This is a genomic window from Paenibacillus sp. VTT E-133280 (assembly GCF_002264385.1).
In the GTDB taxonomy this organism is placed as follows: domain Bacteria; phylum Bacillota; class Bacilli; order Paenibacillales; family Paenibacillaceae; genus Paenibacillus_AQ; species Paenibacillus_AQ nitricinens.
Map to the genome: position 1 here is coordinate 36,540 of NZ_NFUX01000063.1, position 7,223 is coordinate 43,762.

7 protein-coding genes and 1 tRNA gene are annotated in these 7,223 nt (G+C 43.2%); all 8 read right to left on the reverse strand.

Annotated elements, in window-relative coordinates:
* Positions 1–38 precede the first annotated feature (38 nt).
* On the reverse strand, positions 39–191 hold the full coding sequence (locus tag CA600_RS23455; RefSeq protein ID WP_060623882.1) for a small acid-soluble spore protein P: 153 nt from the start codon (positions 189–191) through the stop codon (positions 39–41).
* A gap of 12 nt (positions 192–203) precedes the next feature.
* Complete coding sequence (locus CA600_RS23460) at positions 204–545, reverse strand: hypothetical protein (RefSeq protein ID WP_094873278.1); 342 nt, start codon at positions 543–545, stop codon at positions 204–206.
* A 174-nt stretch (positions 546–719) separates the two neighbouring features.
* Positions 720–808, reverse strand: a tRNA-Ser gene (locus tag CA600_RS23465).
* Positions 809–875: 67 nt separating this feature from the next.
* Complete coding sequence (gene serS / locus CA600_RS23470) at positions 876–2,162, reverse strand: serine--tRNA ligase (protein WP_094873279.1); 1,287 nt, start codon at positions 2,160–2,162, stop codon at positions 876–878.
* Between the two features lie 73 nt (positions 2,163–2,235).
* Positions 2,236–2,832: a pyridoxal 5'-phosphate synthase glutaminase subunit PdxT gene (gene pdxT / locus CA600_RS23475; protein WP_094873280.1), complete on the reverse strand. Its 597-nt coding sequence runs from the start codon at positions 2,830–2,832 to the stop codon at positions 2,236–2,238.
* 18 nt (positions 2,833–2,850) lie between these two features.
* A complete protein-coding gene (pdxS, locus tag CA600_RS23480) occupies positions 2,851–3,732 on the reverse strand; it encodes a pyridoxal 5'-phosphate synthase lyase subunit PdxS (protein WP_042123186.1) in 882 nt (293 codons plus the stop codon).
* A 110-nt stretch (positions 3,733–3,842) separates the two neighbouring features.
* Positions 3,843–5,189: a D-alanyl-D-alanine carboxypeptidase family protein gene (locus CA600_RS23485; RefSeq protein ID WP_094873287.1), complete on the reverse strand. Its 1,347-nt coding sequence runs from the start codon at positions 5,187–5,189 to the stop codon at positions 3,843–3,845.
* 162 nt (positions 5,190–5,351) lie between these two features.
* Positions 5,352–6,809 (reverse strand): IMP dehydrogenase, encoded by a 1,458-nt coding sequence (guaB, locus tag CA600_RS23490; RefSeq protein ID WP_094873282.1) that lies wholly within the window; start codon positions 6,807–6,809, stop codon positions 5,352–5,354.
* Positions 6,810–7,223: the final 414 nt, after the last annotated feature.

Genomic DNA, 7,223 nt, shown 5'->3' on the forward strand with positions numbered 1-7,223 from the left:
AAGAAACACTTCTTTATAATTGTTATTGTTTTTATTTATTATCCTTGCGGATTATGATGGTCAACATGATTAGCCTGCTTCACCTTTTTAGAGCCAGAAAGTGGCTCTGGTGCAGAAGAATTATGCTCCTTTCTGCGTTCGCCATCGTTAGGCTGTGCCCCGGGAACTGGAATACTTTTCGGCTTTGACATTGTTCATTCCTCCTAAGGATTAGTTATACTCTGTAGCGCCTGAGCACACTCGTGAATTTGTCGTGAATACTGTTGTGCTAATAGCTGTACTGCATCATTGTGCTCATCAATATGAATTCCACTCTGCTCCACATCAAGCAGATCAACAGCGACCTCCCTGCTATCTACATATCTGCAGCGAAAATCAAGTGAGTACCCTTGACGTCCCGCAGCATTAAAATGAATAAGCAGACTATTCGGATCACCTTCATCCGCTAGTACATTGAAACTGTCCCCATCCTCCATTAACGCAGGCAGGCGTTCTTGCCAGGCCGAGACAAGATTATGCTGATCTACTTCCAATTGTCTGTCCATAATTATGATCATCCTCCTTCCCTAATACATTGCGGAGAAATCAATCTTTTTATTCTCAATGGAACTAGGTTCATCAAACAATGCCTGAAACTGCACCATTTCAAGCACAACAAAAAAACCGCCTCCAAAGGAGACGGCTTCTATCTGCTTATTTCTTATAGTTTCATAAAGGAATGGCGGAGAGGGTGGGATTCGAACCCACGTGAGCTTGCACTCTAACGGTTTTCAAGACCGCCCCGTTATGACCGCTTCGGTACCTCTCCAAATGCATATAAATTTCACATGCATTAGTAATTGTAACCTAGAGTGCGATTAAAAGCAACTGTTTTCTTAAATATTTTTAGGTTGGATCGATTTCACATTGCGCATATACGGTTGTAGACATTCTGGAATCAGAACACTGCCATCCTCTTGCTGATAATTCTCAAGAATCGCTGCAACAGTACGTCCTACAGCCAAAGCAGATCCGTTCAGTGTATGAACAAATTCAGGTTTAGATTTCGGATCTTTACGGAAACGAATATTTGCCCGACGCGCTTGGAAGTCCTCTGTATTCGAGCAAGAAGAGATTTCACGGTACATTCCACTCTCAGGCAGCCATACTTCCAAATCATACGTCTTAGCCGATGTAAAGCCCATATCAGCTGTACATAGCCCAAGTACGCGATAAGGCAATCCAAGAAGCTGCAGGACGCGCTCAGCATCTGCTGTCATTTTCTCTAACTCCTCATAAGAGGATTCAGGTGTAGTAAGCTTTACCAGCTCTACTTTGTTGAATTGATGCTGACGGATCAGACCGCGAGTATCACGGCCAGCCGAACCCGCCTCAGAACGGAAACAAGAGCTGTATGCTACATGATACTTAGGTAGATCTGCTGCAGTCAAAATCTCTTCGCGATAGTAGTTGGTTACAGGTACTTCCGCTGTCGGAATCAAATAGTATTCAGTGTCACGTAACTTAAACAGATCTTCCTCAAACTTAGGAAGTTGTCCCGTTCCGTACAAGCTGTCTTTATTCACAATGTAAGGCGGCAGCATTTCTTCATAGTTATGCTCCCCGCTGTGCAGATCCATCATAAAGTTAATAAGCGCCCGCTCTAAACGTGCTCCCAGTCCTTTATAAAAAACAAACCGTGATCCCGTAACCTTCGCTGCAGCTTCAAAATCAATAATATCGAGCTGCTGCGCAAGCTCCCAATGTGATTTCGGAGTAAATCCGAATTCTTTTGGCTCCGACCAGCGACGCAATTCTACGTTATCCTCCTCAGATTTACCAACTGGAACTGAATCATGCGGAATATTCGGAATACTCATAGTAAGTTCAGCAATCTGAACTTCCAATTCACGGACTTCGTCATCAAGCTCTTTAATTCGGTCAGATACCGTACGCATTTCTGCAATTAGGTCATCTGCTGGCTCACCATTCTTTTTCTTCTTCGCTACTTCGCCAGAAACCGTATTACGACGATTCTTAAGACCTTCTGTTTCTTGCAGTAATTCACGTCTGCGTAGATCAAGTTGTGGAAAATCAGCAATTAAATCCAGTGATTTACCCCGTTTCTCTAAAGCTTGTTCAACTCGAGCATAATCACTGCGTAATACTTTTACATCTAACACAAAGTTTCCCTCCTGAAAACAGCCTAAACTCTTTCAAATTGCTGCTTACAGCTTTGAAAGAGTCAGGATGTTCTTATATGCGATTCTGTTGTTGCATTTGCCTAGTAGCCTCTACCATATCAGCAAAATATTGATGCAGTCTGAAATCATCGGTCAATTCTGGATGAAAAGAAGACACCAGCAGGTTACCCTCCCGTGCAGTTACAATCTCATCATTATAGACTGTAAGCACATCTACACCCGGGCCTACCTCGTTGATAAGCGGTGCACGTATAAACACAGCACGAACCGGCTCATCAATTCCTTTAACCTCCAGATCACATTCAAAGCTTTCCCGTTGACGACCGAATGCATTCCGAGCCACCGTAATATCCATTAGCTCTAAATGTCCTGGTTCGCCTCCGGCAATTTGTTTGGCCAGAACAATCATACCCGCGCATGTTCCAAAAATCGGCTTGCCCTGATTGGAGAAATTACGTATGGCTTCGATGAAGCCATATTTTCGCATCAGTTTACCGATCGTTGTACTCTCACCACCAGGAATAATTAGGCCATCAACCTCCTCAAGCTGCTCTACCCGCTTGATAGGTACGCCCACTGCTCCGGTCTTCTCTATACTAACAATATGCTCCGTAACTGCGCCTTGAAGCGCCAGCACTCCTATTTTCATCCGGCAACCTTCTCTCTATTAACGGCCACGCTCCGACATACGTTCAGCCGGGGTTAGAGTTGCAATATCAATCCCCTTCATGGGTGCGCCAAGGTTCTTAGATACTTCTGCAATCAGTTTGTAATCCGTATAGTGTGTAGTGGCTTCAACGATCGCACGGGCAAATTTCTCAGGGTTGTCCGATTTAAAAATACCTGAGCCTACAAACACACCATCCGCACCTAGATGCATCATCAGGGCAGCATCGGCAGGAGTTGCTACACCGCCAGCAGCAAAGTTAACAACCGGCAGCTTACCAAGCTCATGCACTTCAAGCAGTAGCTCGTAAGGAACTCCCAGGTTCTTAGCTTCATTATATAGCTCATCCTTGGACAAATTAGTTACTTTGCGGATTTGACTATTGATAAAGCGCATATGACGCACTGCTTCAACAATGTTGCCTGTACCTGGTTCACCTTTCGTACGGATCATGGATGCACCTTCGTTAATACGTCTCAAGGCTTCACCCAAGTCTTTAGCTCCACATACGAACGGAACAGTGAACTCACGTTTATTAATATGGAAGACTTCATCAGCAGGAGTAAGAACTTCACTCTCATCCAAATAGTCAACACCCAAGGATTCCAAAACCTTTGCTTCTACGTAATGGCCAATACGAGCCTTAGCCATAACAGGGATACTTACCACTTTGATAACTTCTTCTACAATTGTAGGATCGGCCATCCGTGCTACACCGCCAGCTGCGCGAATATCAGAAGGCACGCGTTCCAATGCCATAACAGCTACTGCACCCGCAGCCTCAGCAATTTTTGCTTGTTCTGCATTCATGACGTCCATAATGACGCCGCCTTTTTGCATTTCTGCCATGCCTCTTTTAACGCGCGATGTTCCAGTTTCCATGTCCTAGCCCCCCGAATGATCTATCTTAATCTAACTTGTAATTTTACCCCAATGAAGGGAAATATACAATCCACTTACTCGGATTAACGCAATTTTCAATGCTATATTCATTAGAACAAGTTCTTGATCCCTGTAAATAAATCGCCGAAGAAATCTCCAATGGCTCTAAGGAATAAACTGAACCAACCGGCTTTTTCCGCTTCTTCGGCAGTAATCAGATTAACTGTCTTCTGCTGAACATCAGACATGCCTTCAACTTGGTAGGAATAAGTAACCTTACCCACTTTAGCAGATTGTTCTATAGGAGCAACTAAGGTTGCTGGATCATTGATTTCAACGGTTGTTTTAATTTGAGGGGAGGTTGTTCCCTTAGGGACGATAAACGAAACAGCTTCATCCGTAACTACAGACACCTTTTTATTTTTCCCTTTAAGAACTGGCACGGTTTCGTTGCCGGCTAACACTGCTTTAGGCGCTACAACCTGTTTAATTTCAAAATTATTAAATCCGAAATCAAGTACTTTCTTCGTCTCTGTAAAACGGTGTGGCTCTGTATTAGCCCCCATTACTACACTGATCAGACGCATACCATCACGTTCAGCTGTACCTGCAAAACAATATTTAGCTCTAGCGGTATGGCCTGTTTTCAAACCATCCAGTCCCTCATAAGCATAAGCCTTAAAATTCTGTATATTCTTATTCGATTCCAACATCCAGTTAAAGTTAATCATTGGAGCAGTATCGCGTTCACGGAACTTATAAGACTGAACCGTTGTAAATCTATTAAAATCAGGATGATCAGTAACAATATATTTGGCAAGAATAGCAGCATCCATCGCTGACATTACGTTTTCTTTCTTATCAGTTGAGCGGTACTTCTTAGGCATGTCAGCCTTGTCTAGTCCAGTAGAATTAACAAAATAGGCAGTTTTCATACCCATCTTCTGGGCAGTCTGATTCATTAGCTCTACGAATTCCAATTCTGACCCGGATACTAGTTCTGCCAAAGCGACTGTAGCATCATTTGCAGATCCGACAGCCATTGCTATGTACAGCTCTTCAACCGTATGCTCGTCTTTTTCCGCTAGAAAAATACGTGAGCCAACCTGTTTAGACGCATTTTCCCCTACTATGACTTTTTGATCCCATGAAATCTGTCCAGTCTTCACCGCTTCTGCTACAAGATACTCTGTCATCATCTTAGTCATACTTGCTGGAGGCAAAGCCTCATCTGCATTCATAGATAGAAGAATTTCGCCTGTTGTTGGTTCGATTAGAACCGCTGATTTCAAATTTAGCCCCAGTGATTCCACAGAAGGGATCTTTACTGCTTTCTGAGTCGTCTGAGTTGCAGTTCCGGCTTGTATGGTCGTAGTCGTACCTTCCTCTGCGAATGCCGGAAGTGGAGTGGAAACTAACATATTTAAAAGCAGACCTACTGTCGCTGTCTTAATCATAAATTGCTTACCGTTAAATTTCTGCTTGTGCTTCAATGATTACTACTCTCCTTTTAAACCTCATATCAATAGCTTGTTCTATTCTAACACAGGGGTACACGCAAAAAAAGACAGACAGGTCGAAATAGTCCTGTCTGTCCAAAAAATAGTACGGTTAGTCCATTATACGGAATAGTTTGGCGCTTCTTTCGTAATTTGCACATCATGTGGGTGGCTTTCACGAAGTCCAGCACTTGTGATGCGAATGAAAGAAGTATCATTGCGAAGTTCTTCCAAAGACTTCGTACCACAATAACCCATACCCGAGCGCAATCCCCCGATCAATTGATGAACTGTATCCGAAAGAGGTCCTTTAAATGCAATACGTCCCTCAATTCCTTCAGGAACAAGCTTTTTATCGTCATCTTGAAAATAACGGTCTTTACTGCCTTGTTTCATGGCGCTCATACTGCCCATACCACGATATACTTTAAATTTACGGCCTTGATAAAGCTCCGATTCTCCTGGGCTCTCTTCTGTGCCCGCAAACATACTTCCCATCATTACTGCATGAGCACCAGCGGCAATAGCCTTAGTGATTTCACCGGAGTACTTGATTCCACCGTCAGCGATGACAGGAACTCCGTACTCACGAGCAACCGTTGCACAATCATAAATGGCTGTAACCTGCGGCACACCGATACCAGCGATAACTCGTGTTGTACAGATAGATCCAGGTCCAATACCTACTTTAACTACAGAAGCTCCAGCTTCAATAAGTTCACGGGTTGCTTCACCTGTAGCCACATTACCAGCAACAATCGTAAGATCAGGATACAACTCACGAATTTGGCGAACCGCTTCAATAATATTAATGTGGTGACCATGTGCAGAATCGACGACGATCAAATCGACACCTGATTTCACTAACGCTGCAGTACGCTCGAATGTATCTTTAGAGATACCAACAGCTGCTCCAACTAGTAAGCGACCCTGTGCATCTTTCGCTCCGTTAGGGAACTGAATCGCCTTCTCGATATCTTTAATTGTGATTAGGCCCTTAAGAACGTTATTCTCGTCCACCAGCGGCAATTTCTCAATTTTATGACGTTGTAAGATGCCTTCTGCTTCTTGAAGTGTCGTACCTACAGCAGCAGTCACGAGATTCTCATGTGTCATAACTTCTTTGATTGGAATATTAAAGTCATGAATAAAACGTAAATCTCTATTAGTTAGAATACCGACCAGTTTGTTGTCACTGTCTACAATCGGTACTCCGGAAATACGATATTTACCCATCAGCAGTTCAGCATCGGATACCAGATGTTCTGCTGAAAGAGAGAATGGGTTAGTAATAACTCCGCTCTCGGAACGTTTTACACGATCCACTTCTTCCGCTTGCTGCTCTACAGGCATATTCTTGTGAATAATCCCGATACCACCCTCACGAGCAATAGCAATGGCCATAGCCGCTTCTGTGACTGTGTCCATACCTGCACTCATAAGCGGGATGTTCAACTTCACATTCTTACTTAGAACTGTAGTCAAATCTACTTCCTTCGGCAGTACCTCAGATTTACGCGGAACCAACAGCACATCATCAAAAGTCAGACCTTCTTTACCAAACTTATCTTTCCACACCTGGGTCATTCCTCCTCGGTTGTTTTTAAATTATACCCGCCTACAAACTTTATAAAAGAAGAACCTTCGACTTTAAGTCCATTCACGACAGACAACTCTGTACATCTGGAAGTTGAACAAGTTCATATCTTCAATTTAGGTTTGAGATGCTTATCCAAAAATATATTATTGCCATCTTAGCAAAGGGCATTTGGACTGTCAAGAACATTACATCATCAGAGTAGGTATTCAAAAAACGACTCCCGCGTAAGCGAATTATTGGACTATTATCCGCACAGAGTGGACATTTAGTGGTGAAATTATACAATCCACCATACCCATCACCAATGCTTACACCTATCTCTAATGTAGTATCTCAAAATAAACCCTAATGAATTCTTCAATAATACAACAAAAAGACCACTGTCGATGACT